The sequence below is a fragment of the Streptomyces sp. NBC_01465 genome, assembly GCF_036227325.1.
In the GTDB taxonomy this organism is placed as follows: Bacteria; Actinomycetota; Actinomycetes; order Streptomycetales; family Streptomycetaceae; genus Streptomyces.
Genome location: NZ_CP109467.1, coordinates 697515 through 721417, shown reverse-complemented (window position 1 = coordinate 721417; position 23903 = coordinate 697515). Strand labels below are relative to the sequence as shown.

17 protein-coding genes are annotated in these 23903 nt (G+C 71.3%); 9 read left to right on the top strand and 8 right to left on the bottom strand.

Annotated features, from left to right (window positions below; all coding sequences use genetic code 11):
- The first annotated feature begins 10 nt into the window (after positions 1 to 10).
- Positions 11 to 1018 (top strand): TrmB family transcriptional regulator, encoded by a 1008-nt coding sequence (locus OG707_RS03130; RefSeq protein WP_329114069.1) that lies wholly within the window; start codon positions 11 to 13, stop codon positions 1016 to 1018.
- Between the two features lie 136 nt (positions 1019 to 1154).
- On the top strand, positions 1155 to 4964 hold the full coding sequence (locus tag OG707_RS03125; protein WP_329114067.1) for a S8 family peptidase: 3810 nt from the start codon (positions 1155 to 1157) through the stop codon (positions 4962 to 4964).
- On the opposite strand, the gene OG707_RS03120 is transcribed toward OG707_RS03125, so the two are convergent.
- A complete protein-coding gene (locus OG707_RS03120; protein ID WP_329114065.1) occupies positions 4939 to 6756 on the bottom strand; it encodes an AAA family ATPase in 1818 nt (605 codons plus the stop codon). The two genes, OG707_RS03125 and OG707_RS03120, sit on opposite strands and share 26 nt — an antisense overlap.
- A 97-nt stretch (positions 6757 to 6853) precedes the next feature.
- On the opposite strand from OG707_RS03120, the gene OG707_RS03115 reads away from it, so the two are divergent.
- Positions 6854 to 7510 (top strand): maleylpyruvate isomerase N-terminal domain-containing protein, encoded by a 657-nt coding sequence (locus OG707_RS03115; protein WP_329114063.1) that lies wholly within the window; start codon positions 6854 to 6856, stop codon positions 7508 to 7510.
- 213 nt (positions 7511 to 7723) lie between these two features.
- Positions 7724 to 11440: a S8 family serine peptidase gene (locus OG707_RS03110; RefSeq protein ID WP_329114061.1), complete on the top strand. Its 3717-nt coding sequence runs from the start codon at positions 7724 to 7726 to the stop codon at positions 11438 to 11440.
- Here OG707_RS03110 and OG707_RS42420 read toward each other — a convergent pair.
- A complete protein-coding gene (locus tag OG707_RS42420; RefSeq protein ID WP_443071257.1) occupies positions 11334 to 11651 on the bottom strand; it encodes a nucleotidyltransferase domain-containing protein in 318 nt (105 codons plus the stop codon). The two genes, OG707_RS03110 and OG707_RS42420, sit on opposite strands and share 107 nt — an antisense overlap.
- 424 nt (positions 11652 to 12075) lie before the next feature.
- On the bottom strand, positions 12076 to 13485 hold the full coding sequence (gene pdxR, locus OG707_RS03105; RefSeq protein ID WP_329114059.1) for a MocR-like pyridoxine biosynthesis transcription factor PdxR: 1410 nt from the start codon (positions 13483 to 13485) through the stop codon (positions 12076 to 12078).
- Positions 13486 to 13601: 116 nt separating this feature from the next.
- On the opposite strand from pdxR, the gene OG707_RS03100 reads away from it, so the two are divergent.
- Positions 13602 to 14762: an MFS transporter gene (locus OG707_RS03100; protein WP_329114056.1), complete on the top strand. Its 1161-nt coding sequence runs from the start codon at positions 13602 to 13604 to the stop codon at positions 14760 to 14762.
- A gap of 22 nt (positions 14763 to 14784) precedes the next feature.
- The gene (locus tag OG707_RS03095; RefSeq protein ID WP_329114055.1) at positions 14785 to 15387 is read left to right on the top strand and encodes a flavin reductase family protein; all 603 of its coding nucleotides are present in this window, start codon (positions 14785 to 14787) and stop codon (positions 15385 to 15387) included.
- A 4-nt stretch (positions 15388 to 15391) separates the two neighbouring features.
- On the opposite strand, the gene OG707_RS03090 is transcribed toward OG707_RS03095, so the two are convergent.
- Positions 15392 to 15886 (bottom strand): nucleotidyltransferase domain-containing protein, encoded by a 495-nt coding sequence (locus OG707_RS03090; RefSeq protein WP_329114052.1) that lies wholly within the window; start codon positions 15884 to 15886, stop codon positions 15392 to 15394.
- A 97-nt stretch (positions 15887 to 15983) separates the two neighbouring features.
- Here OG707_RS03090 and OG707_RS03085 point away from each other — a divergent pair, with 97 nt between their 5' ends.
- Positions 15984 to 16826, top strand: a complete 843-nt coding sequence (locus OG707_RS03085; RefSeq protein ID WP_329114050.1) for a peptidoglycan-binding domain-containing protein — start codon at positions 15984 to 15986, stop codon at positions 16824 to 16826.
- Here OG707_RS03085 and OG707_RS03080 read toward each other — a convergent pair.
- From OG707_RS03080 to OG707_RS03070, 3 genes are all read right to left on the bottom strand, one after another.
- The gene (locus OG707_RS03080; RefSeq protein WP_329114048.1) at positions 16823 to 17005 is read right to left on the bottom strand and encodes a hypothetical protein; all 183 of its coding nucleotides are present in this window, start codon (positions 17003 to 17005) and stop codon (positions 16823 to 16825) included. The two genes, OG707_RS03085 and OG707_RS03080, sit on opposite strands and share 4 nt — an antisense overlap.
- 51 nt (positions 17006 to 17056) lie before the next feature.
- The gene (locus tag OG707_RS03075) at positions 17057 to 17932 is read right to left on the bottom strand and encodes an undecaprenyl-diphosphate phosphatase (protein WP_329114046.1); all 876 of its coding nucleotides are present in this window, start codon (positions 17930 to 17932) and stop codon (positions 17057 to 17059) included.
- Positions 17933 to 18019: 87 nt separating this feature from the next.
- Positions 18020 to 18739, bottom strand: a complete 720-nt coding sequence (locus tag OG707_RS03070) for a TVP38/TMEM64 family protein (RefSeq protein WP_329114044.1) — start codon at positions 18737 to 18739, stop codon at positions 18020 to 18022.
- 49 nt (positions 18740 to 18788) lie between these two features.
- On the opposite strand from OG707_RS03070, the gene OG707_RS03065 reads away from it, so the two are divergent.
- Both OG707_RS03065 and tuf read left to right on the top strand, forming a co-directional pair.
- Positions 18789 to 19490: a DNA alkylation repair protein gene (locus OG707_RS03065; protein WP_329114042.1), complete on the top strand. Its 702-nt coding sequence runs from the start codon at positions 18789 to 18791 to the stop codon at positions 19488 to 19490.
- Positions 19491 to 19739: 249 nt separating this feature from the next.
- Positions 19740 to 20912, top strand: coding sequence for an elongation factor Tu (gene tuf / locus OG707_RS03060; RefSeq protein WP_329114040.1), 1173 nt, complete (start codon positions 19740 to 19742; stop codon positions 20910 to 20912).
- On the opposite strand, the gene OG707_RS03055 is transcribed toward tuf, so the two are convergent.
- Complete coding sequence (locus OG707_RS03055; RefSeq protein ID WP_329114038.1) at positions 20909 to 23824, bottom strand: hypothetical protein; 2916 nt, start codon at positions 23822 to 23824, stop codon at positions 20909 to 20911. The genes tuf and OG707_RS03055 overlap by 4 nt on opposite strands.
- Positions 23825 to 23903 lie beyond the last annotated feature (79 nt).

Here is a 23903-nt window from a genome sequence, read left to right as displayed (position 1 = left end):
AGGAGACGCCGTGCTCGAGGCCCTAGGACTGACGTCCGACGAGGCGGAGCTGTACCAGGCGCTGGTGCGGTCAGGACCCTGCTGGGCCGACCGGCTTCCCGCCCTGCCCGGAGTTCCGTCCGACTCTGCCGCGACCGCGCTGGACGGGCTGGCGGCGAAAGGGCTGTTGAGCCGTACGACGGGTGGCCGGGCCCGTCTGATCGCCTCTCCTCCGGACATCGTGGGCGAGGTGCTGCTGCTGCGCCGGATGCAGGAACTGCACACGGCGCGGGCCGCGATGGGGCGGCTGGTGGACGAGTACCGCAGCATCCCGCGGCCCGGCGACGGCAGGGCCGCCGTCGAGTTCACCCCGGATGTGGCGGTCGCCCAGCGGATCGACCAGATCCAGCGTACGGCCCAGGACGAGGTGATGATCTTCGATATGCCGCCGTACGTCACGGCGGACGCCGACGGCGCGGCCATGGGCAACAGCTGCGAGATGGAGCAACTGGCCGCCGGGGTGCGGTACCGGACGGTGTACGACCGCCTCGCCATCGAGCAGCTGGGCGGCCTCGTACGGATCGGCGGTTACGTCGCGGCGGGCGAGGAGGCGCGTGCCACGCACCGGCTGCCGTTGAAGATGATGATCGTCGACCGCGCGGTGGCCATCGTGCCGGCGTCGGTCACCGCGGAAGGCCTCAATGATTCGGCGCTGATCCACCCCAGCCCGCTCCTCGATGCGCTCATCAGCCTCTTCGAGCAGACCTGGAGCAGTGCGCTGCCCCTTGATCCGGCGGCCGAAGGGCAGGGCCGGGACGATCCCGAACTGGACGAGACGGAACTCCAGTTGCTCACCCTGTTGCTCAGCGGTCTGACCGACGAGGTGATCGCGCGACAGCTGGGCGTGGGCCGGCGGACCGTACTGCGCCGGGCGCGCGGGCTCATGGACCGGGCCGGGGTGGCGACGCGGATGCAGCTGGGCTGGCACGCGGCCCGGCACGGCTGGATCGGCGGGCGCATAGGTGCCGCTGTCACGTAAGCGCCGCAGCAGCCCCTTCTGCCTCGTCCGTCACCGCCGGTAGCGTCCGGAGCACGCAGGGATGTCCCGTACATGCCATGTCATGCAGGGGTGTCCGGCGTGCCCCGCACCATGTCCCCCGAACAAGGAGGAGCACGTGCAGCACCCCCTACGAGGGAGAACGAGAGCAGGACTGCTGGCCACCGCCGTAGCAGTCGCACTCGGAGCCTCGCTCACCGGCACCGTCGGCGCACAGGCGTCGCAGGCTCCCACCGGGCTCGTCAACTCCGCGCAGCGGACGGCGAGTACGGCCACCGTCACTCTTGTCACCGGTGACACGGTGACGGTCAGCACCGCGCCCGACGGCAAGCAGTCCGTCGACGCCAACGCGGCCGCGGGCAGCGCCAAGACCTTCCGTACGGTCTCCGGTCCCGACGGAGACCTCTACATCTATCCGTCGGACGTACTGGACGGAGTGGCATCGGGTGCGCTGGACGCGCGGCTCTTCAACGTCACCCAGCTCATCAAGGACGGCCACGCGGACGGCAGTTCCGACACGCTCCCGGTCATCGTCTCCTACGGCGACAAGCCGAACGCCGGCACGCTGGCGAAGCGGGCGGACGCCCTGCCCGACAGCGAACGCGGCGCCGTCCTCGACCGGCTGGACATGGCCGGGGTCCAGGTCGGCAAGGAGAACGCCAAGTCCTTCTGGCAGCAGGTGAAACCGGTCAGCAAGGCGCCCAGGAACGGCAAGGCGGTCACGGCCCCGGGCAGCGCGGGCGTGACCAAGGTCTGGTACGACGGCAAGGCGAAGATCAGCCTCGACCAGAGCGTGCCGCAGATCGGCGCACCCGAGGCCTGGGCCAAGGGCTACGACGGCAAGGGCTCCAAGGTCGCCATCCTGGACACCGGCGTCGACCTCACCAACGCCGATGTGAAGGACCGGGTCACCGAGACCCAGAGCTTCGTGCCGGGCCTGTCGGTCACCGACGGCCACGGCCACGGCACCCACGTCGCCTCGACCGTGGCAGGCAGTGGTGCCAACTCCGGCGGCAAGTACAAGGGCGTCGCCCCCGAGGCCGACCTGCTCATCGGCAAGGTGCTCGACAACGGCGGCAGCGGCGATTACTCCTGGATCATGGCGGGCATGGAGTGGGCCGCCGACCAGGGTGCCGACGTCGTCAGCATGAGCCTGGGCGGTCCCGCCACCGCGGGCGGCGATGCCATGACGCAGGCCGTGGACCGTCTCAGCGCATCGAGCGACACCCTGTTCGTCATCGCCGCAGGCAACGCCGGACCTGCGGCGAGCTCCATCGGCAGTCCCGGAACAGCCGACTCCGCACTCACCGTCGGCGCCGTCGACAAGTCCGACGTATTGGCGGGCTTCTCCAGTCGAGGCCCCCGCATCGGCGACAACGCCATCAAGCCGGAGATCACCGCCCCCGGAGTGAACATCGTGGCGGCCCGCGCGGCCGGTACGACCATGGGCACCCCGAGCGGCGAGTTCTACACCTCCGCGAGCGGCACCTCCATGGCCACCCCGCACGTCGCGGGCGCCGCCGCGATCCTCGCGCAGCGCCACCCCGACTGGACAGGTCAGCGCATCAAGGAGGCGCTCACCACCCACGCCAAGATCACAACTGGCCCCTCCGTCTACGAGCAGGGCGACGGCCGGGTGGACATCCCCGCGGCCCTCGACCCCGAGCTGGAGCTCGCCGGAAGCGGCGACTTCGGCCTCGTCGAGTGGAGCGAGACCGGGTACGAGAAGGAGACCCGCAAGGTCACCCTGACCAACCCCACCGCGACCGAGACCACCGTCGCACTCTCCGCCGCCACCGGGAGCACCCTGCCCGACGGAGCCCTGTCGCTCTCGAACAGCAGCGTCACGATCCCCGCGGGCGGTACCGCCGACGTCACGGTCACCCTCGACCCCACGGACGTGGCCACCGGCCAGTACAGCGGATACCTCACCGCGACCACCGCCGACGGCCAGAGCGCCCACACGGTCATAGGCTTCACCAAGGAGGCCGAGCGCCGAGGACTGGCCATCGACTTCAAGAACCGGCTGGGCGGCACTGCCCTGACCGCCAACTTCTCGGTCATGGGTCTCGACAACAGCTTCTACAGCTCGTACACGGTGAGCTCCGGTCACCAGGAACTGCGCCTGCCCGTGGGCAAGTACGCCATCACCGGAGTTCTCGCCACCGCGCCGAGCCAGCCTGCGGCCGTCGACTACTCCACCGACGTCTTCAGCGTCCCCGAGGTCGATCTGACGACCAAGGACGCCACGGCCACGGTCGACGCCACCACCGCGACCAACTTCGACATGCGGCTGCCGGACGAGACGCGGGCCCTGGAGGACTCGCAGATGTCGTACCAGATCACGCGGTACGCCCCGAACCGCACCAGGCGCGCCATGTACGGCATCGCGGGTCTCTCCAGCTGGACACAGGAGCAGTACGGCGCCATCCCCGCGGCCAAGCCGGCCACCGGCGAACTGCTGTCCTCCTTCTGGCAGGCGAAGCGTGAACCGCTGATCCGGGCGACGGTCACCCGGCCGGAGACCTTCGCCCTCGCGGCCAAGACCTCCAGCTACCTGAAGCGGTTCTCGGGCACGTACAAGTACGACGTCGTCGACGCGGGCAGCGGCTCCGCCGAAGACCTCGCCGCGGTCGACGTCACGGGCAAGGCGGCACTGCTCCACGTCGACGGCGTCAGCGCCGCGGCACCCCGGATCAGGGCCGCCGAGGCAGCCGGCGCCGAGGCGGTCGTCGTCGCGCCGAACACCCAGGCACCGCAGTCCATCGTGGTCCTCGGCGTGAACGTGCCGTACTTCGCCACCACTTACGCCGACGGACGCGCGCTCGCCGCCGCCGTCGCCCAGGGACGTACCTCGATCTCGCTCAAGGGCGTGGCGGAGTCCGGCTACCAGTACTCCGGCCAGTGGGACTTCGACAACGGCATCCCCGCGAGCCTGCGGATGACCGCCCGCGCAGCGGACCTGGCCACCATCAAGAACTCCTTCCACGTCGACGGCGCCGCCCGGATGGGATACGGGACCATCCACTCCTGGGGCTCCTACCCCATCACCTCGATCCGCTCCGCCGAGTTCCTCCAGCAGGGGCACACCCGTGAGGACTACGTACGCGCCGGGCACGGCCTGACGTACCAGCAGGCCATCTGGGCCAGCACCACCGGCGCGGGCGAGGAGGACGAGACGGCGAAGGGCTACCAGCCCGGGGCCGTGTCCACCGAGGACTGGTGGGCGCCGGTGATGCATCCGGCCAACGTCACCGCGTACGCCTGCAACTTCTGCCGCACGGATGCCGGGACGGTGTTCGTCCCCCAGCTCGGCGGCGACTCGGATGCCGATCACTTCCTGAAGAGCGGCCGGTCCCGGGCCTGGACGTACTACCGGGACGGCGAGAAGATCACCGACATCTCGAAGCTGATGGTGCCCGAGAAGGCGGGCTACCGCTTCGTGGACGACACCGCCAGGCCGGCCGACTACCCGGGGGTGAACCTCGGGACGAAGACCCACACCGAGTACAGCTTCTCCTCGGCGGCCCCGACGGCGATGTCCGTCAAGGACTGCCAGGTCACCGTCCCCAAGGCGACGCTCTGCGAGGCGCTGCCGGTCGTCCTGCTCGACTACGGGATGAAGGCCGACATCACCAACAAGGTTGCGGCGGGGCAACCGTTCTCCTTCACCGTCGACGCCTCCCGCTCGAAGGCCTCCATCGCATCCACCACGATGGCCGGTGCGAAGGTGTCCGTCAGCTACGACGACGGCGCCACCTGGCAGCCGGTCACGGTCAGCCGCAAGGACGCCAACACCTTCAAGGCCACCGTCCAGCACCCCGAACTGTCCGCCACCAACGGGTTCGTGAGCCTGCGCACCGAGGTCTGGGACAGCGAGGGGAACCGCACCTCGCAGGACATCACCCGGGCGTACGCCCTGAAGTAGCCGTATCGGAACAGCGCATCGCGGATGCCGTCGGCCACAGTGGCCGACGGCATCCGCCGTATTCCTCCGCCAGTGCCGACGCGACCGCCGGCACCGCGATCTCGTACCGGGGCCCGTCGACCGTGCGCACCCATCCGGTACGGACCGACCGGTCCACCGCCGCGACGAGTTCCGACCGGGGGAACTGCCCGGAGGCGGCCAGGATCAGCTGAGGGTAGGGCATGGGGTCCGATCGCAGGGCCAGCACATCGAGGAGGTGCCGTACTCCCGCGGGTTCACGACGCAACCGCCGCAGAACCAGGGCGCGGTCCAGAGCGCCGCGGGCCAGCTCCAGCGCGAACAGCGGGTTGCCTCCGGAGCGCCGGTGGATCTCGTCGGCCGGGAGGCTCCGCCCGTCCACCCCGGTCACCAGCCGCGCGCACTGCGCCCGGTCCAGCCGCTCCAGGGTCAGCCGGTGCACGGGTTCGCTCGCGGGGAGGGACGAAGGGCCGCCGCTGTGCCGTTCGGCCACCACGAACCGCACCCGGGTGTCCGCACTGCGCCGTATCAGCCGCCGCAGCAGACCGCGCGCGTCGGACGCGGCCGCCTCGACGTCGTCGAGGAGTACGGCGACCGGTCGATGCCGGGCGAGCTCCGCGAGCAGCCGTACGGCGTCCGGAGCCCACACATGCGGCGCGGACCGTCCCGAGCCGTGGAGAGCGGGCAGTGCGTCGGCCAGCTCGGGGCAGCGGAGCGCCAACTCGCCCCGTCCCTCCGGCGTGAGCAGCCGCGCGAAGTCGTCGAATGCCGCCAGGACAGGGTCGTACGGCACACCCTCCGGACCGGTGTGCCACCCGTGCAGCACGGTCACCCCGCGCGCCCTGAGCCGGCGCGTGGCCTCCTCGAGCGTCCGGCTGAGCCCGATCCCCGGCTCGCCCCCGAGGGCGATGACGCGCGGCACGGACGGCTGCGACAGCGCGGCGACGAGCGCCAACTCCCGCTGTCTGCCGATGAATTCGGTCCCGGTCCCCGGTCGCGTCTCCGGGCGTGGCGGCGGAACCGTGGCCTCGACGGCGCGGGAGAAGAGCGCACCCAGCACACGGTCGGGGGCCCGCCCGTACGCCTCACCGAACGCGCGCCGATGCGCATGGAAGTGCCGTACGGCCTCAAGGCCGCGGCCGAGCGCGAGCAGAGCCTCCAGCAGGGCCCGGCACACATCGCCGGCGAGGGGATCGGCGGCCAGCACCCGCCGCAGCAGCCGCACCGCCTCCTCGGCCCGGTCGGACCCGCGACAGCGCGAGGCGTACGCGACCACCGCCTCCCGGCGCAGCCCGGAGAACTCCTCCCGGCGCAGGGCGAGGAAAGGGATCGCGACGTCCTGCGGGAGGAGTTCCGGCAGCAACGACCGGGCGAGCCGCTCCAGTTCGCCGGTGGTCGCGGCGTGCGCGGCCGACCGGGTCTCCCAGAGATCGACCCGGACCGGACCGGCGACCAGTCGCAGCACACCGTCCGGCAGGGACTGTACGTACCTGGACTCGGCCCGTGGCCTCAACTCCGGCTCCAGCACCCGGCGCAGGGCATGCAGATCGACCCGCAGCCTCCCGGCCGCGGCGGTCGCCGGAACCCCGGGCCACATCAGAGCGCACAACCGGGAGCGCCCCACACCGCCCGCGCCGGCCAGCGCCAGCGTCTTGAGCAGCCGGCAGGCCCCGGAGCGTGTCCAGCGGGACCCGGGGACCGTGATCCCGTCGACCGCCACCCGGAATCCCCCGATGAGGCGGATCTCCACACGTTCCGCGGTTGATGAAGCCATGGGACACACCTCCGCAGGCCGGGCTCCGATTGAGGGGCACGGTAAGGAGGAGGCGTTACCCGGCCATTACCTTCCGACCGGTGGGTACCTTGCAGAGGTGGATCTCTTCTCACTCTCCTGGACAGCGTTGCGCACGGCAGTGGCCGAACTGCCGGACGAGGACTTCGCGCAGCCCTCCGGCTGCGCCGGCTGGCTGGTGCGGGACCTGGTGTGCCATCTGGTCATCGACGCCCAGGACGTACTGATCACCCTGGTGACCCCGGCGGACACGGAACCGACCCGCGACGCGGTGACCTACTGGCACGTCGCCGGGACGCCGCCCACCGGCGACGACCCGCTGGACGCGCTGACGGTCCGGCTGGCCGCCGCGTACGAGGAGCCGAAGCTGCTCAAGTTCCACCTCGACGACGTCGGCTCCGCGGCAGGCCGCGCTGCCGAACTCGCCGACCCCGCCCGGCGGGTCGCCACCCAGGACATGGTGCTCACCGCGGGCGACTACCTCTCCGCGTACGTCCTGGAGTGGACCCTGCACCACCTCGACCTGACCGCGCACCTCACGGGCGTGGAGGGGCCGCCCGCGGAGGGGCTCGCCCGGACGCGCGCGATGCTGGAGGAGATCGCCGGGGCCGGGTTCCCCGCGTCGTTCTCGGACACGGACGCACTGCTGGTGGGCACGGGGCGGCGGGCGCCGACCGGGCCGGAGAAGAGCGAACTGGGTGCACTGGCGGCGAGACTGCCGCTCGTACTCGGCTGATCGTCCGCCCCCTTCGCCGGGATCGTGACCCGCGGGTCACCTGAGCGGGGGCCGTCGGGCATCGGCTCATTCAGAGGCGGCTGTCCCAACTGGTCGTCTACGCGTAGTGGCACAAAAGCGCCGTCCAGAATCGCTTGTCCCTTCCACTTACCGGCATACAAGCTTCCGTTCGACACCCCCACTTCGCCTCCCTGCACAAGGAGTTGCTTCACCATGTCCAGACCCTTCACCAAGGGTTCTCTGCCCGTGGCCGTGGCGCTGACCGCGCTCATAGCCGCCGGCGCCACTCCGGCAGGAGCCGCCCCGGACGGCGGTCCGCGCGTCCACGCGCTCAGGCCGACCGCAGCGGCTGCCGCCGCGCACACAGTCCGGTTGATCACCGGAGACAGTGTGATCGTGACCGGCAAGGGCGAGCATCAGAACGTCATGTTCCAGGCCGGGCCCGGCAATCCCGGCGGCAGCGCCGAGATCGACCAGTACGGCACGAACATCACGGTGATCCCCGACGAGGCCCGCCCGCTGCTCGCCTCGGGTGCCCTCGACGCGCGCCTCTTCGACGTGGACGCACTGATCGCGCAGGGATACGCCGACGGCGCCGCCGTGCCGTTGATCGTGCAGAACAAGGACGCGTCCGCCCCCGTACCCGAAGGTGCGAAGCAGGTACGGAGACTGCCCGGCTTCAAGGCAGCGGCCGCCCGCGTCGAGGCGAAGAACACCAGGACGTTCTGGTCGGGCCTGCGCTCCACCCGCGACGGGGCAACGGCCAAGAAGCTCGCCGACGGTGTCAGCAAGGTCTGGCTCGACGCCAAGGTCGAAGCCACTCTCGACCAGAGCGTCCCGCAGATCGGCGCCCCCGAGGCCTGGGCGGAGGGCTACGACGGCAAGGGCGTGAAGGTCGCCGTACTCGACACCGGCGTCGACGCCACCCACCCCGACCTGGCCGGCCGTATCGCCGAGACCAAGAACTTCTCCGACAGCGACGACGCCGTCGACCGCTTCGGCCACGGTACGCACGTCGCCTCGACGATCGTCGGATCCGGTGCCGCGTCCGGTGGCAAGTACAAGGGGGTCGCGCCGGAGGCCGATCTCCTCATCGGCAAGGTGCTCGGGGACAACGGGTCGGGATCCGACTCCTCGGTCCTGGCGGGCATGGAGTGGGCCGCGCACAGCGGCGCCAAGGTCATCAGCATGAGCCTGGGAGTTGCACAGGCCAGTGACGGCACGGACCCGATGAGCATGGCGGTGGACACCCTCACCGCCGAGACCGGCTCGCTGTTCGTGATCGCGGCGGGCAACTCCGGCCCCAAGCCGACGACCATCGGCTCTCCCGGCGCCGCCGACGCCGCACTGACCGTCGCGGCCGTCGACAAACAGGACCAGCTCGCCTCGTTCTCCAGCCGAGGCCCGCGTCTGAACGACAACGCGCTCAAGCCGGACATCGCCGCTCCGGGCGTGGACATCGTCGCGGCCCGCGCCGCGGGCACCAGCATGGGCACCCCGGTCGACCAGTACTACACCTCCTCCAGCGGTACGTCGATGGCCACCCCGCACGTCGCGGGCGCCGCCGCGATCGTCGCCGAGGCGCACCCGGACTGGACCGCGGCGGACATCAAGGGCGCCCTCATGTCCGGTGCGAAGGTCCTCGACGGCGGCGGCTTCGCCGAGGGATCGGGCCGGACATATGTGCCGGACGCGATCAAGGAGACCGTCTGGGCCACCAACGCCTCCTTCGGCACCGTGGCGCCCAAGGGCACGTCGGCCCCGGTCACCAGGTCGGTCACCTTCCACAACACCTCCGACAAAGAGGTCACGCTCAACCTGTCCGGCGCGCTGAACCTGGACGGCGGTGCCGTGGCGGACGGCGCCCTCACCCTGGGCGCGGACACGCTGACGCTGCCCGCGGGCGGCGCGAAGGACCTCCAGGTCACCGTGGCGCCCGACCTCGCCACCGCGTACGGCACCTACACCGGGACCATCACCGGGACCGGGGACGGAGTGACGACCCACGCCACTGTCGCCCTCAACCGTGAACAGCCCACCGTCAAGCTCACGCTCAAGGGCGTGATGCCCGACGGCACACCCGCCAAGAACGGCAGCGCCATCTCGCTCTACAGCCTGACCGACAGTTCCACCCCGCCCGCTCGGCTCGGGATGGGCCCGGACGGCATCGCGACCGCGCAGCTCAAGCCGGGCCGCTACACGATCGTCGGTCATCTGCGCTCCGGATCCGACACCGTCTCCTTCGGACTGCCCGAGTTCACCGTCGGCGACCAGGACGTCTCGCTCAAGGCCGACGGCCGTGACGCGAAGCCGCTGAAGGCGAAGACGCCCAAGCGCAGTGAACTGCGCAGCCTCATCATCAGCGTCAGCCGCCGTGCTGCGGGGCAGTCCGTCGGTGTGGGCAGCACCTACGTCCTCGGTCTGGGCGGCGGACACCACTGGGCGATCCCCTCGCCGGCGGCGAAGGACGGTACCTTCGGATTCACCGCCAACTGGAGTCTGCAGGCGCCTGCGGTCATCGCGAAGGCGACGCTGCCCTCCGGTGCGTACGACCTGAAGGCGGAGTCCTTCCCCTACACGGCCACATTCGACGGCACCCGGCGCCTCACTGTCGTCGACGCCGGACACGGTACGGAGGCGGACCTCGCGGAGCACCCCGTCAAGGGCAGGCTCGCGCTGATCAGGGTGGGAAGCGAGAGCTTCTTCTCCACCGTGCTGCCGAGAGTCCTGGCCGCCGGACCCGCGGCCGTCATGGTCGTCAACGACAGCAACGAGCGGTACGTCGGCTCGTACCCGGCGGACGTCCCGGTGTTCGGTGTGTTCAAGAAGGCGGGTGACAAGGTCGCCGCCGCGGTGATCAAGCGCCCGGTCTCTGTCAGCCTGGCCGGAGAGGCGACCCCCTCCTACTCCTACGAGCTGGTGGACGGTCAGTCGAACGGCATCTCGGCCGACCAGACCTTCGACCCGGCGCAGTCGGAGATGGCCGACATCAGGCTGAAGACCTACGCGTCCTCCGAGGATCCGGCTCTCGCCCAGGCGAGTGGCGGCTGGCTCGGCCTGAGCCTGGCCAACAACAGCGGCGCGGGCGCGATCCGCCCCGTCGCGATGGGCACCAGCCAGCACGTGTACGTCAATGCCACAGGCACCAAGTGGGAGCGGGTCGTGACACCCACGTACACCTCGGCGACCAGCGCCTCCGCCCTGAACACCTACGCGCCGGGCGGCACGGCGGACCAGGACTGGTTCGCGCCCGTCCAGCACGCCACGTCCCCCGCGGTCTCCGCACCGGCCACGGGACTGACCCCGTCGCGCGACAGCGAAGGCATGATGGTCCAGATCCCGGTGTGGGCCACCGCCTCGGGTCTCTCCTGGGAGAGTTTCTCGCTGAGCGACGGTGACACGGACGCGTTCCGCGCCTACCGCGACGGCAAGCTCCTCGGTGCGGCGGAGTATCCCTACGCACAGATCACGGGCCTGCCCGCCGCGAAGTCGGAGTACCGCTTCGAGGTGGACGCCGAGCGCACCGCCGCCTGGTCGACGGTCAGCACGCAGGCGCACACCGCCTGGACGTTCTCCTCGGCGGCGCCCACGGGCACCGACCCGGAGACCCTGCCGATGCTGCTCGCCGACTACCAGTTGGACGGCGTCGGTCTCGACAGCTCGATCAAGGCGGGCAAGGCTCACAGCCTGAAGGTCGCCTTCCGTAATGCCGACGGCTCCGCGTCGCCGGTCACCCGGGCGACCGTCCAGGCCTCGTACGACGGCGGAAAGACGTGGCACACGCTCAGCGCCGATGTCACGGCGCACGGGGCGAGCGTCACGGTCAAGGCCCCGCTGGGCGCTGACAGTGTCTCGCTGCGGGTCCAGGGCGAGAACGCGGCAGGCAGCACCGTCGACCAGACCGTCGTGGATGCGGTCCGGGTGAGCTGAACTTCCTCTCGGGGCGGGCCGTACGAGAACCGGCAGCGCTGATCCGGTCAGAGATGCGCAAGCACTCGGCGGGGTATGGGAACGGGCTGCCGGGATCGAATGACTGCTGCACGGCGGAGCTGTCCGGCGCGAAGGCCAGGGGATGTGGATCGATCTCCTGGCCTTCCGCACGCGCCATCACGAAGTGCACACGTCTGGCTCCGAGAGGCACGACCTGGGCGAACTGGCAGCGAGACTGCCGCTCGTCCTCGGTTGATCGTCTGCCCTGCAGTGCGGTGTGTGCCGCCGTACAGCATTGGGCAGGCAGCGAAGGCGCTGGGCGTGAGGGACGACAACTCCTCGACCCCCGGTCACCCGGCCCGCCGCCGGCGAGCCCTGCCGCGCCGCAGCGAGAGCGTGACGGGCCTGGGCAAGGGCCGAGTGGAGGCCGGCGGGATCCGCCGTGCGTGCGCTGACCCCGGCGTGCAGGTGCCGAAGTGCCTCCGCGAGCGGCCCGCAGGAGCGAGAGCCCCTTCAACCCGGTGGCCCCCGCCTTCGCCGACGCACTGCGCGACGCCACAGGGATCCGCTTCACCGAGCTGCCGGTGACCCGCGACCGGTCTGGCGGACGATGGACCGGCAGGCGGCGCGGGCGGTCACCTGAGCAGATCCCCCACCGCGGCGATCCCCGCCGCGATGGCGCGCTCGCCCAAGTCGCCGAAACCCAGGACGAGTCGGGCGGGAGCGCTCGAATGCTCCGTCCGGCACTGGCTCATGCCGTAGAGGCCGACCGACCGGGCGCGGGCCGCGGCGACGACCGCCTGCTCGTCGGCCGATGCGCCGAGGTGGGCGACGGCGTGGAAACCTGCGGCCAGGCCCGTCACTCCGACGTCCGGGGCGTGTTCCGCGAGCGCGTCCACCAGTGCGGTCCGCCGGGCCGAGTACGTCAGGCGCATCCGGCGCAGATGCCGGTCGTAGCGGCCGGACTCGATCATCCTCGCGAGGGCCAGCTGGTCGAGGGTCGGTGAACCGCGGTCGCTCAGACGCTTGTTGTCCACGATGCGTCCGGCGAGCGACGGCGGGCAGAGCAGCCAGCCGATGCGCAGGGCCGGAGCCAGGGACTTGCTGACCGTGCCGATCGAGACGACCCGGTCGGCGGCGAGACCCTGCAGCGCGCCCACCGGCTCGCGGTCGTAGCGGAACTCCGCGTCGTAGTCGTCCTCGATGACGTACGCGTCCCTGTGCTCCGCCCACTCGATCAGGGCCAGACGCCGGGCCGGGGCGAGGACCACGCCCGTGGGCCACTGGTGCGCGGGCGTGACAACCACGGCACGGGCGGCGGTCGCGTCGAGCGCCCGGACGTCGATGCCGTGCTCGTCGACGGGGACAGGGACGGCGGACAGGCCCGCGAAGGCCGCGGCCTCGGAGGTGGCAGTGGGGGCGCCGGGGTCCTCGTACGCCACGGTGCGTACGCCGGTGTCGGCCAGGGCGCGCAGGGCCGTGCCCAGCCCTTGGGCGTAACCCGAGCAGATCACCGTCCGCTCGGGGTAGGCCGCCGCCGCGCGGACCCGCCGCAGATACGCGGCCAGCACGGTGCGCAGGTGCGCGCTGCCCCGCGGATCCCCGTAGTCCAGGGCCGAGTTCGGGAGGGAGGCTCCCGCGTCACGCATCGCCCACAGCCAGTCCGTGAGCGGGAACGAGGCCAGATCGGGGACGCCCGCCCGGAAGTCCGCGATCAGCCGGGGCGGCGTCGCGGGCGGTTCGGGCGATGTCCCGGCGGCGGGCGGTGCGCACGCGCCCGACGCGACACGGGTGGCCGAGCCGATGTGCGTCAACAGGTAACCCTCGGCCTGGAGTTGGGCGTAGCACTCCTGCACCAGCCCGCGTGACACCCCGAGACCCCGGGCGAGCGAGCGCGAGGACGGCAGCCGTTCGTCGACCTGGAGCCGTCCGGAACGGATGGCGTCCCGCACCTGGCGCTCCACCTGGGACCGGAGCGGTTCGCCGCTCTCCCGGTCGACGGACAGGAGCAGATCGGGGGAGAGACCGGACCACTGCAAGGCCATGGAATTGGAGCTTACCGGTGAACCACTCGGCTTCTAGCGTCAGTTGCAGGAAGCCATCGAACAGTCCCCAGCAGTCCCCAGCAGTCCCCGGCAGTCCACGGAAGGCGTGACATCCCATGTTCGTACCGGTAATGAGCGAGCGAGCACCGCTGGTCACGCGTGCGCTGATGCTGCGCTTCGTGAGCATCGTCGGTGCCTCGGCGAGCTTCTTCCTGCTGCTGCCCGTCGTCCCGCTGTACGCCGGGGCCTCCGGCGGCGGTGGCCGCACCGCGGGCCTGGCCACGGGTGCACTGATGCTGTCCACGGTCGTCGGCGAACTCGCCGCCCCCCGCCTCGTCGCCCGCCACGGCTACCGCGCGGCGCTCGCGGCGGGGCTCCTCCTGCTCGGCGCACCCGCCCTCGTACTGACCGTCTCCGGGAGCCTGGTGTGGATCGTGGCGGTCTGCCTTGCACGCGGTCTCGGCTTCGCCCTGACGGTGGTCGCGGGCGGCGCGCTCACCGCATCACTCATTCCGGCCGAACGCCGCGGCGAGGGGCTGGCGCTGGTCGGCATCGTGTCCGGGGTGCCGGCGCTGGTGGCCATGCCCCTCGGTGTCTGGCTCGTAGCGCACGGCGGATTCCTGCCGGTCGCCCTGGCCGGGGGAGTGGTGGCGCTGGCCGCGCTCGTCGCCGTACCGGGGCTGCCCGACAGGGAGTTGACGTCCGGGCCGGCTGTCGGTGTGGTGGCCGGATTCCGTACGGGCGCACTCCTCAGGCCCGTCGTCGTCTTCGCCACCACGGCCCTGGCGGCCGGGATCGTCGTGACCTTCCTCCCGCTCGCCGTACCGGCGGGCGACGCCGGACTCGTCTCCGTGGCGCTGTTCGTCCAGTCCGCGGCCTCGACCGTGGCCCGCTGGGCGGCAGGCCGGTACGGCGACCGCCACGGCCCCGCCTGTCTGGTCCTGCCCGGCCTGCTCGCCTCCGCCGCCGGCATGCTCGTCACCGCGCTCACCCACAGCCCTGCCGCCGTGATCGCGGGCCTCGCCTTTTTCGGCATCGGCTTCGGCATCACCCAGAACGCCACCCTGACCCTGATGTACGCGCGGGTGTCCACCTCCGGCTACGGCACCGTCAGCGCACTCTGGAACTTCGCCTACGACGGCGGCATGGGCCTCGGCGCCGTCGGATTCGGAGTGCTCGCCGCCCTGACCGGCTACCCGCTCGCCTTCGCGCTCACCGGCACCCTGATGCTCGCCGCCTGCGCCACCGCCCGGCGCGACCGGGACAGCGCACCCTGACCACCCCGGGATACTGGGTGCCATGCGCATCGACTTCGACCCCGCCCAGGTCTCCCGCAACGACTTCTACCGGCTGCTGACCGCGACCGTCGTGCCCCGGCCCATCGCCTGGGTCTCCACCACCTCGGCGGACGGCACCGACAACCTCGCCCCGCATTCCTTCTTCACCATCTCCAGCGTCACCCCGCCGATCGTCCAGTTCACCTCGGTGGGCCGCAAGGACTCCCTGCGCAACGTCGAGGCGACCGGCGCCTTCGTGGTGAACCTCGCGCCGGAACCGCTCGCCGCACAGATCAACGCCACCGCCACCGACTTCCCGCCCTCCGTCAGCGAGTTCGACGCGGTCGGCATCGCCCGCGAGCCCAGCCTGCGCGTGAAGCCGCCGCGCGTCGCCGCATCGCCCGTCGCCCTGGAGTGCGAACTGCACAGCACCCTGTGCCTCGGCGACTCGACGGTCGTCTTCGGACGGGTCGTGCACGCGGTCGTCGACGAGTCCGTACTGACCGACGGACACCCCGAGATCACCGCGATGCGCCCCCTCGCCCGGCTCGGCAAGAACGAGTGGGGCACCTTCGGCGGCGTGCTCGACATCGCACGGGTCCCGTACGGGAACCGGCAGGGCTGACCGGTCAGAAGTGCGTGGCGATCCCGAACGCCGCACGCAGCCTGGCCATGTCGTGCAGGTCGCGCTCGGCCGGCTCGTACCCCTGGTGGAAGAAGACCTGCTGCTCGGCGGAGACGCACGGGACTCTCGTCCCCGCGATGCTGCCGCTGACGAAGCACCCGGCGGGGTACGGGAACGGGCTGCCGGGATCGAACGACCGCTGCACGGCGGAGCCGTCCGGCGCGAAGGCCAGGGGATGCAGGTCGATCTCCTGGCCTTCCGCGTGCGCCATCACGAACCGTACGGGCCGCCAGTCCACGGTCTCGGTGAAACCCGCTGTGTTGAGCGCCGCGAGCAGGTCGGGCTCCTGCTCCTGACGGTGCAGCAGATCGAGATCGCGGTGCTCCCGCCCCTGATTCCCCACGAGTGCGTCGATGCCCCAGCCGCCGGCGATCCAGGTGTCGACACCGGCCTTGCGCAGCACGGCGAGCACGGCCAGGACGTCGTCGGCGGTCATCATGGCGGCACGCTACCCGAACACCGCTGACGTCCGGGCCGGACGGTCGTTGAACACCGGGGCGGCACACCGCCGTTCACGCCGGCCGGAGGGATTCCTGATGACTTCAGCGCAGTGGAAGCGGCTCGTCGACCACGTCGTCGCCGTACCCGAGCAGATCTACGAGACCTGGACCAGCTCCGAGGGCTGGAACAACAGGACCAAGTTCGGGAAGGAGTACGGCGAGGACGGCGTCAGCTGGTGCGTCATCTTCAACTGGGACATGTACCACGACCTCGGTCTCGACGCGGCCGTCCCCAAGGTCGACAACGTCACCGTCTTCTCCGACTGGGCGAAGAAGCGCGGCCAGTGGTCCGCGTACCCCAGCATCGGCGCCTGGGTGAACCTGGGCCACGGCGCGCACACCGAGCTGGTGGTCGGTTTCGACTCCGACACCGTCTTCACCAAGGGCGGCAACAGCGTCCGCTCCGGCGCCGCCGACAACGGTCAGGGCAACGGGGTCTGGTCCCACGCCACCGCCCGCCGCAGCGCACGCGTCGTCGGCTACTTCGCCCCGCACTTCCCCGACGGACTCTGCCCGCCCACGGCCGACCCGCACGATCCGCGCGGCGGCAAGGCCGTCACGTCCTGGCGGCACGCGCCCGGCACGTCGACGCCCACGGTGTCCCTGGCCCACGTCGTCCAGGCGGCGCGCCACGACCCGCCGGCGCCCCAGGGCCACACCAGTCACCGGGGCGACGTCCTGCTCGTGGAGAAGGCGCTCAGTGCCGAGGGGCTCCTGCCCCGGCAGTACGTCGACGGAAGCTTCGGCTCCAGGACCGTCGACGCCTACTCCGCCTGGCAGCGCCGCTGCCGGCTCACGGGCCCCGCGGCCGACGGCATCCCCGGCCGCCAGACCCTGTCCCGGCTGGGCGCGGAGCACGGCTTCACCGTCACCGCCTAGGCCGCGGCGGGCGCCTCCGCCTTGAGCGCGTCGGTGTATCCCTTGCGCAGCCGCCGGTACTCCTCGCTCTCGGCGGGGCTCAGCGACTGTCCGTACCGGGACCGCAGGAACTCGCGGATCGCCTCGTTCCACACGGCGCTGGGCCGCGGGGAAGCGGAATGGGGGGAGGGAGCGGACATGCGCGCAAGGCTAGCGGTCGCGGCCGCCGGCCGTCTCCCCCGCAGGGGTGCTCAGCCCCCGGCCGGACCCGCGTCCGGGCTGAGCACACCGAAGCCGATCAGGAAGAACAGGGCGATGCCGAGCGCGATCCGGTAGATCACGAACGGCATGAAGCTTTTGCTGGAGATGTACTTCATGAACCAGGCGATGACGGCATATCCCACGACAAATGCGATGACGGTCGCGAAGGCGGTCGGCCCCCAGGAGATGTGACCGCTCTCTCCCGCGTCCTTCAGCTCGAACACACCCGATGCCAGCACCGCCGGGATCGCCAGCAGGAACGAGTAACGCGCCGCGGCCTCACGGGTGTAGCCCATCAGCAGACCGCCGCTGATCGTCGCACCGGACCGCGAAACACCGGGGACCAGCGCCATCGCCTGGCAGATGCCGTAGACGAGCCCGTCCCTGACGCTCAGCTCCTTGAGCGACTTGCGTTCCTGCACGGCGCGGTGCCGGCCGCCGGCCTCGTCACGGGCCGCGAGACGGTCGGCGATCCCGAGGACGATGCCCATCAGGATAAGCGTGACCGCGATGACGCGCAGATCGCGGAAGCTGGTGTCGATCTGGTCCTTCAGTACGACACCGAGCACCCCGATCGGGATCGATCCGACGATGACCAGCCAGCCCATCCGGGCATCGTGGTCGCCGCGCAGGGAGCGGTCGGTGAGCGAGCGGAACCAGGCCGAGACGATCCGGGCGATGTCCTTGCGGAAGTAGATGAGGACGGCCGTCTCGGTGCCTATCTGGGTGATGGCCGTGAAGGCCGCCCCCGCGTCGGGCCAGTCGGCGAAGGCAGAGGTGAGGCGCAGATGGGCGCTGGAGGAGATGGGCAGGAACTCGGTCAGCCCCTGCACGAATCCGAGGACGAACGATTCGAACCAAGACATGGGTGTATGCCGTCCAAGGTGGATCAAGGGGTGATCGGTCGGGGGCAGAGTAGCGCCCCAAAAAGACCGGCAGGAGACGGCCCCCGATTACTGCTGCTCAGCGCCCTCGCGCAGCCGGTGGCGCTTGCGCCAGGCGACCGCCGCCGCACCCGCGCCCGTCACCACGATGAATCCCATGGCGATCAGGAACGCCGGAGAGGTCGGCGAGGACGCCGTGCTGCCGGCGACGACGTACGCCGCCGTGTTCGGCAGCGAGCCGACCCCGGTCGCCACCAGGAACGCCGTCCAGCCCATCCTGGAGACCGCGGCGCAGTAGTTGGCCGCGGCGAACGGCACCCCGGGAAAGAGCCGCAGCGCCATCATCGAGCGGAACCCGTGCCGGCTCAGCTGCCCGTCCGCCGCCTTCAGCCACCGCCCCTTGACCAGCGGCCGCAACGCCTCCTGGCCGAGGACCCGGCCCAGCCCGAAGGCGATCCCCGCACCGAGGACCGTCCCCGCGATCGAGGCCCCGAGCCCCGCGGCCGTACCGAAGAGGGCTCCCGCCGCCAGATTGAGCAGCGGACGCGGGACGAACGCGGCGGTGCACAGTCCGTACGCGACACCGAAAAGGACCACCGCGGTGCCACCGCTCAGCGCGGGCGGCCAGCCGGAGGAGAGCAGCCGCTGCGGCTGGAACAGGAACATCGTGGTCGCGGCCGCCAGCAGGATCACCACCAGCAGGGAGAGCCGCGACCGGGGCGAGAGCAAGGCTCTGGAACATCGCGCAGCGAAGCCGGCGGACTGCGGCTGGGTGGCGGTCTCGAGCATCCGGGGAGCGTAACCGACATCTGTGTGTGATCGCCGTAATGTGGATCGCATGACGATCGCAGCGCCGCCTTCGAGCGCGCTCGCCGACACGGTGCTGGAGCGGCTCACCACGGTGTATCCCACCGCCGCGCATCCGTACCGGGCCGCGGAAATGACCGCGTACATGAAGGGCATCGCCCCCTACCTCGGCATCCGCTCGCCGGAGCGCCGGGCGCTGTCCCGTACGGTCCTGTCGGGCACTCCGCGCCCCGACCAGCGGGACTGCAGGGCGATCGCGCTGCGCTGCTGGGCGCTTCCGGAGCGCGAGTACCACTACTTCGCGGTCGACTATCTGCGCCGCCATGCGCAGCGCTGCGGCTCGGACTTCCTGCCGGTGGCCCGGCACCTGATCACCACCACCTCCTGGTGGGACACGGTGGACCATCTCGCGGCGCATGTCGTCGGCCCGCTGGTCGCCGCCGACGAGGGTCTGACGTCGGACATGGACGAGTGGATCGCGGACGACGACCTCTGGGTGGCGCGGACCGCACTCCTCCACCAACTGCGCTTCAAGGACGCGACCGACACGGACCGGCTCTTCGCGTACTGCCTGCGCCAGTCCGGGCACAGCGACTTCTTCATCCGCAAGGCCATCGGCTGGTGCCTGCGCGAGTACGGCAAGACCGACCCGGGTGCGGTGCGCGCATTCGTCGCGGAATCCGGCTCCAGGCTCTCGCCACTGTCCGTGCGCGAAGCGCTGAAGAACCTCTAACTCCCTTACGGCAGAAAACCATTCGACGTGCCCGGGTCCGCGGGGGCATGATCAGCGACATGTTCCGGTACGCCTTCCTCGCAGCGCAGGCCGCAGTCGCGGCAGCGCCGAAGGCTGCCGATTTCGCACCCTTCGGCGGCGCCCGAAGCTGACCCTTCCCGGATCGTCCGGCGGACCCCACAGGGGGAGGGTCGGCCAGGCCCGGGGGTCCCGCTCAACGCTTCGAGTCATCCGAGGAAGAAAACAGCCATGCCCAAGACGGCATACGTGCGCACCAAGCCCCACCTCAACATCGGCACCATGGGCCATGTCGACCACGGCAAGACCACCCTGACGGCCGCCATCACCAAGGTCCTCGCGGACCGCGGCTCCTCCACCTTCGTCCCGTTCGACCGTATCGACCGGGCCCCGGAGGAGGCGCTGCGCGGCATCACCATCAACATCGCGCACGTCGAGTACGAGACGGACACCCGCCACTACGCGCACGTCGACATGCCGGGCCACGCGGACTACGTCAAGAACATGGTGACGGGCGCGGCCCAGCTCGACGGGGCGATCCTCGTCGTCTCGGCGCTCGACGGGATCATGCCGCAGACCGCCGAGCACGTCCTGCTCGCCCGCCAGGTCGGCGTCGACCACATCGTGGTCGCGCTCAACAAGGCGGACGCGGGTGACGACGAGCTGACCGACCTGGTCGAGCTGGAGGTCCGCGAGCTGCTCTCCGCGCACGGGTACGGCGGGGACGCGGTCCCGGTCGTACGCGTCTCGGGCCTCAAGGCGCTGGAGGGCGACCCGCGTTGGACCGCGTCCATCGAGGCGCTGCTCGACGCGGTCGACACGTACGTCCCCATGCCGGAGCGCTACGTCGACGCGCCGTTCCTGCTCCCGGTGGAGAACGTCCTGACCATCACCGGTCGCGGCACGGTCGTCACCGGCGCCGTCGAGCGCGGCACCGTACGCGTCGGGGACCGCGTGGAGGTCCTCGGCGCCGACACCGAGACGGTCGTCACCGGCCTGGAGACCTTCGGCAAGCCCATGACCGAGGCTCAGGCGGGCGACAACGTGGCCCTGCTGCTGCGCGGCCTGCCGCGTGACGCGGTGCGCCGTGGCCATGTGGTGGCGGCGCCCGGCAGTACGACGCCGACCAGGCGTTTCACCGCGCAGGTGTACGTCCTGTCGGCGCGCGAGGGCGGCCGGACGACCCCGGTCTCCACCGGCTACCGGCCGCAGTTCTACATCCGCACCGGCGATGTGGTCGGGGACGTGGACCTCGGCGAGACGGCGGTGGCGCGCCCCGGCGACACGGTCACCATGACCGTGGAGCTGGGCCACACGGTCCCGCTCGAGCCGGGCCTCGGCTTCGCGATCCGCGAGGGCGGACGCACGGTGGGCGCCGGCACGGTGACCGAGGTCCTCGGCTAGTCCGCCGGGCTCCGATCCCGCCCGATGGGGAGTGCACGCTCCCCATCGGGCGACGACCGGCGATGCGCCCGGGACCAGAGCGCTGGCCAGCCGCCGGCGCCGAGCCAGGCGGTGGGTATGCGCAGACCGTGTTCCGCGATGTGGTCCCACCACACCGTGGTGTCTGCGCCCAGCTCACGGGCCGCGGGAAGGGCTTGCTGCCACGGCCCTTCCGCGTCGGCGAGATCGGTCGACGGGAACCCTGGGACGGTGACGGTGCGCGGTGGTGTCACCTGGGTGAGTTCGGTCGTGGGAGTACGGCAGTTGACGGTGACGGCGGCTGCGCAGAGCAGCGGCACCGTGGTGTGCCCGGCCATCGCCCGTGCGAGGACCGCATCGCCGTCGTGCATCAGCCGGCCCAGCGCCGCGCGTACGCGCAGTGACATCAGGTCCGTCGCGTACGCGGTCGCCACGGTCGGCAACTTCACAAGGCGGCGCAGGGACTTGGGCAGCGGAGCGTCACTCGTCAGCAGGGTGAGCTGCTCGAAGCGCCGGCGGAGCGCCGGGTCGAGGGCGTCGACTGCCGTGGCCAGCGGACGGACACTCGTGGCGGTCCACAGGTGCGGCAGGTCCAGCTTCCCTTGGGCGAGGGCCTGTTGGCATGCGGTCGCCAGCGACAGGGGAGGCAGGCGGCGCAACCGGGTCGGTGCGGCGTGCGGGGCGGTGTTCGCGAGGACGGCGAAAGTGCTGAGCGCATCGTCGGTGACCTGGTGGTGGCGGGCGCCTTCCAGTTGCTCCACGAGGGCGGGGCCGACCGTCTCGAACAGGTGCGGGGACACCCGTTGGCGGGCGCGCCGGCCCGGCACCGTCTCGTCTGCGGAGGGCTCGTCGGACGGCGGGGCCTCGGCGCCGGGGATGGTGGCCACCCAACTGCGAAAGCTCCGCGCGAGGGCCGCGTCGGGTTGGTCGTTGAACCGGGCTGCGAGTTCGTTGACCCGCCAGCCCCGATCGGTGGCCCGGGTGGGGCGCAGCTCGGCGTTGGCCAGGATGCGGCCGTGGTCGTCGTACAGGGCGGCCAGGACGCAGTGGCCCTTCACGGCCCTTTCGACGTAGTCGGCCCCGGCGATGCAATTGCCCATGTACGCGGACCACTCGGCGAGCGTGTGCGCCGTACGGGCCACCTGGAAGCGGGCCCGGGTGCCGGGGACGACGGTCCGGTCCAGGTCGGCGACCGGCACGGGGACGTCGAACTCGCCGCTGAGGGCAGTGGCGATGTCGATGCCGGCGCGCAGACTGCCGGTGAGCTCGGGCCAGGTGCGTACACCCTTGGCGGGGTGGGCGCCCAGGGCGACGAGCTGGGCGGCGCCGGCCACGGCCAGGGTGATCGACTCGAGCCGTGGCGTGAGTGGATCCGCCGGCGCGGGGGCCGGATCGTATGCGAGCCACGGCAGCCCGCGCAGTCCGTCCTGCGCCGCCTCGTGACCGTACAACTGGCTGAGTGCATCGGCCATTTCGGCGTACCACAGGAGATCGCCGACCACTTCCACCTCGGCCGGCGGCCGGTCGGGCAGCGTCCGCAGCCGTTCGGCGAGTGTGTCGGTGAGGCCCAGTGTCCCGCGGACCCATGGAGGGTTCGCGTCCCATGCGGAGGGCGGGCGTACGGACGTGTAGCCGACCTCGCGGCGCCAGGTCTGCAGTTGCGCCGCCGCCCAGCCCCGCAGTGCCTCCGCGGGGACCACGGGGTGCATCTCGTCGAGCAGGTTGGTGACCTCCTCGGTGACCAGCAGGGCGTACTCGCGGGCCCGCGCCAGGCGGGGCATCACGTAGTCGTGGAGTTTGGCGTCGTCCGGTCCGACCTTGTGGAACCGGCGGTGAATGTCCCGTACGTGGCTGCCGGGACGGGCTGGCAATCCGGTCAGCCCGGGTATGCGGCGCGCGGACTGGGCCGCCTGTACGTCGTTGAAGTCTGCGTCGACGGCGGCGAGTACGGCGTGGCTGAGGCGCAGTCCCTCGCTCAGCCCGTGGTCGGACACGGCGACGGCTGTGCGCAGCAGGGCCGTCGCGGCGCGAGCGTCCTGGACCATGCGGTTCAACAGGAACCACCAGTGGTGGTCGGGCGCCGTCCACCGGGCGGCGTCCGCCAAGGAGGGCTCCCGCCCGTTCAGTGCGTACCGGAGCTGGGACACCACCTCGTCGTCTTCGAGCGCGCTGCGGCGGGCCCGTAGTTCGTCGAGGCGGTCCTGCCTGCCCTGGGTGGCCAGCAGCCGTCTTCGCCGGGCCAGTTGCGCGTGGAGGCCCAGCACCTGTGCCCAGAGGTCCACGAGCAGTGCCGGCCGACGGGCCGGCGGCACCGGCTCGCACACCTGTCGCAGGTGCGCGGCGAGGGCCGAGGGGAGGCCGCCCGACATCACGTCGATGCCTGCGGGTGCCTCCAGGGCGAGGATCAACTCCAGCTGCTCCGGGCCGAGTACATCGCTTGCGGCGCACGCCAGATGGAGCGCTGCCCACCGTCCCTCGGCGACTGCCCGGCCGGCCGCGGCACCGACCCGCTTGGTGGCCGACGGCCCGAACAGCGCCACGAGGACGCGGGCCTGGTCACCGAGGCGCCCGGCACCTTCGGCGCCCAGCACCTTGAGCGCGGCCAGGACGGCGTCCCGCTGATCACCTCCGGCCCCGGCCAGCCGAGCCGACGTGAACTCCCCGCCGAGATCAATGCCCGCCCCGGCCGCGACGGGGCCGCCCGCAGCGACGATGCGCTCCAACTCGGCCACGGCATCCCGTGCCTGTGCGTCATTCGCCTCGGCCGGCCCGAGGGCAACAGCCGCCCCGGCGACGCCGTCCGCCTCGTCCACCAGCCGTACCGGCCCGAAAGTCCCCGACAACCACGCGTGGCGACCGGACGCCACCACCCCACCCGCAAGCTCAAGTCTCATCGGGCCCCAGCATGTCGCAGCGGTAGGCCGACGCCAACGGGATTTCGGGCCCCGGGGCTTCGCGCGGCCGGCTCTTCCG